Origin of the sequence: Schnuerera sp., assembly GCF_035459645.1 — a bacterium.
In the GTDB taxonomy this organism is placed as follows: Bacteria; Bacillota; Clostridia; order Tissierellales; family Tepidimicrobiaceae; genus Schnuerera.
The window spans coordinates 1-2,848 of the sequence record NZ_DATHXO010000004.1; the positions used below are offsets into that span (position 1 = coordinate 1).

Sequence of the window (2,848 nt, forward strand, 5' to 3'; positions counted from 1 at the left end):
TGGGACAGCAGGGACGGTTCTCGCTGTCCCATAGTTTTGGAAATAAATTCACAATATATAGAAAAGAAATTATTACAATGATATAATATTCTTAAGGAGAACAAAAAGTTGGTGAGAAAATGGAAAATAGAATAACAAATAAACATGACGCCACATTTAAAGAAGTGTTTAGTCAAAAAAGAATAGCAAAAGATTTTATAGAAAATAATATACCTAAAGAAGCATTAAATATAATAGATATGGAAAGCTTTGAGCTTCAAAAAGATAGCTTTATAAGCAAAGAGTTGCAAGAAAACTTTTCAGATTTAATATATAGGGTAAAAGTAAATAATAGAGACGCATATATATGTTTTCTATTAGAACACAAATCCTATAAAGATAAATTAGCAATATTTCAAGTTCAAAAATATATTTTAGAGTTCTGGACTTCAACAATACAAAAAGAGAATAAAGAAGAATTACCTCTTATTATACCAATGATAATTTATCACGGAAAAGAAAAATGGAATTTAAAGACGGACTTAAGGGATATGATACCAGGATTCTATGAATTACCAGGATATTTTAAACAAAGAGTACCAGTTTTCAAATATGACTTTTTTAATATAGGAGAATATGAAGAAAATGATTTTGAAAAACTGACTAAGTTAACAGCAATGATGTTAAAAGCTTTCAAATATGCTTTCGAGGAAGATTTAGAAGTAGTTTTAAAAAACTTTCTATTAGCATTAGAGGAAGTAAAAGATGAAGAACCAATGGATATACTAATATATTATGGAGAAATATATTTGAAATACATCGAACTGACAAATAATGATATAGAAGAGGAATATATAGAAGAACAGATAAAAAAATTAAATGGAAAGGGGGCTGTTACCATGAGTATATTGCAAAAGAGAGAAAGACTTGGAATAGAAAAAGGTATAGAAAAAGGTATAGAAAAAGGAAGGCAAGAAGAAAAAATTAAAATAGCTAAGAACTTATTAAATGAAGGTGTAGAGATAGCTTTGGTAGCAAAGTCTACAGGTCTTTCTAAAACAGAAGTAGAAAAATTAAAAGAAGAATTTAAGAATTAAACCCATTTACTGGGACAGCAGGGACGGTTCTCGCTGTCCCAAATTATTTTTGCTATAATATAGAAAATGGATATGAAAGTAGGGATAATATGTTTCCACTAAGGGATACTGCATCTAGGAGAAGGATTCCTATAGCGACATTGTTTATTATAGCTATAAATGTAATGGTGTTTGTAAATCAATTATCTATGTCATATGATGGATTTATAGAGATGATATATAAATATGCTTTTATACCATCTCAATTTGTAAATGGATTGACTCAAATTGAATCTTATATTCCTTTGTTCACTAGTATGTTCATCCATGGAGATATGCTTCATATTATAAGTAATATGTGGTCATTGTGGCTTTTTGGAGATAATGTAGAGGAACGTATGGGTTTCTTTGGATTTATAGCTTTTTATATATTAACGGGTTTGATAGCGGGATTTGCTCACTTTGTTTCAAATCCTATGTCTAATATACCAACAGTTGGTGCATCTGGAGCTATTGCAGGGATAATGGGTGCTTATTTTATAATGTTTCCTCATGCTAGAATAGTAACTTTAGTTCCATTTATACCGTTTTTCATACGAGTACCAGCTCCAATCTTTTTATTTATCTGGTTCATTAGTCAGTTGCGTTCAGGTATATATGGCATGGCAGGTGGAGTTGCATGGTGGGCTCATATATTTGGATTCTTGGCAGGGATATTGTTATACAAGAGATTTCTTAAGAAGAGATTTTAGGTTTCATGGGACACTGGGACACGAGAAACCGTCCCTGATGTCCCATATTTATTTGTAGTTTACATCTTCTAAAGCCCTTATTAAATGATATCTAGAGGCTAGCCTAGCTCCTTCTGCATCACGTTTTAATACAAATTTTAATATTTCAGCATGGGTTTCTATAGCATTATTTTTAGCTCTTTCATACCATTTATCTGATTGATAAAATGTTATGTCTATATTAGATGACTTATAGATTAAAGGAATCAACCTACTAATTATAGGGTTGTGTGTGGCTTTAGCTAACTCTGTATGGAACTTGAGATCCTCTTCCATAAAATGTTCTTTATTTTTTACTTGCTCACGTATTTTAGCTTCTAATTTTTTTATAATACTAATATCTTTTTCATTGGCGCGTTTTGTAGCTAAATATACTGCTTCAGGTTCCAATATTAACCTTACCTCATACCAATGTTTTAACAGCTGGTCTTTATCTCCGATATATTCTAACCCTAAAGGGTCATCTACAATTCCCGGATGTTCAGAAATAAATGTTCCTACTCCTCTTTTTATTTCAATAACGCCTGATGCATTTAAACTTCCTAAAGCTTCTCGTAATACAGTTCTACTAACCCCCATTTCTTCAGCTAATTTCCGTTCATTGGGTAGTTTCTGTCCTGGTAAAAACTTTTTCTCAATAACTAAATTTTTTATTTCCATAGCTATCTTTTCTGATTTTTTTTCTTCCATCATAGCTCCCCTCAATTACATGTATTTATATATTATTTATATCATTATAGAGATATTTTTTCAAATGGGAGAATTAATAGATTAGTGTAAAACATGTGGAATCATAAAAAAGATGGATTTAGGATAAGGGATTGAGATAAAAGGATAAATCTATATTAGATTTATCCTTTTAAAAGAATTTAGTTAATATCACTTTAAAATTTAATTTTTCTTTTTTAATTCTTGTCTTTTCATATACCATGCAAAAATGGATCCTGCTATGTTCTGCCAAGCACTAAACAACGCTCCTGGAACCGTTGCCAAAGACATTGT

At 30.5% G+C, this 2,848-nt stretch carries 3 protein-coding genes; 2 read left to right on the top strand and 1 reads right to left on the bottom strand.

What is annotated here, in order from left to right; genetic code table 11:
• The first annotated feature begins 119 nt into the window (after nt 1–119).
• Both VK998_RS00075 and VK998_RS00080 read left to right on the top strand, forming a co-directional pair.
• Nucleotides 120–1,076 (top strand): Rpn family recombination-promoting nuclease/putative transposase, encoded by a 957-nt coding sequence (locus VK998_RS00075; protein WP_325224107.1) that lies wholly within the window; start codon nt 120–122, stop codon nt 1,074–1,076.
• Nucleotides 1,077–1,165: 89 nt separating this feature from the next.
• Nucleotides 1,166–1,807, top strand: a complete 642-nt coding sequence (locus VK998_RS00080; protein ID WP_325224109.1) for a rhomboid family intramembrane serine protease — start codon at nt 1,166–1,168, stop codon at nt 1,805–1,807.
• Between the two features lie 48 nt (nt 1,808–1,855).
• Here the strand turns inward: VK998_RS00080 and VK998_RS00085 are convergent, their stop codons facing one another.
• Nucleotides 1,856–2,536, bottom strand: coding sequence for a FadR/GntR family transcriptional regulator (locus VK998_RS00085; protein WP_325224111.1), 681 nt, complete (start codon nt 2,534–2,536; stop codon nt 1,856–1,858).
• Between the last annotated feature and the right edge of the window lie 312 nt (nt 2,537–2,848).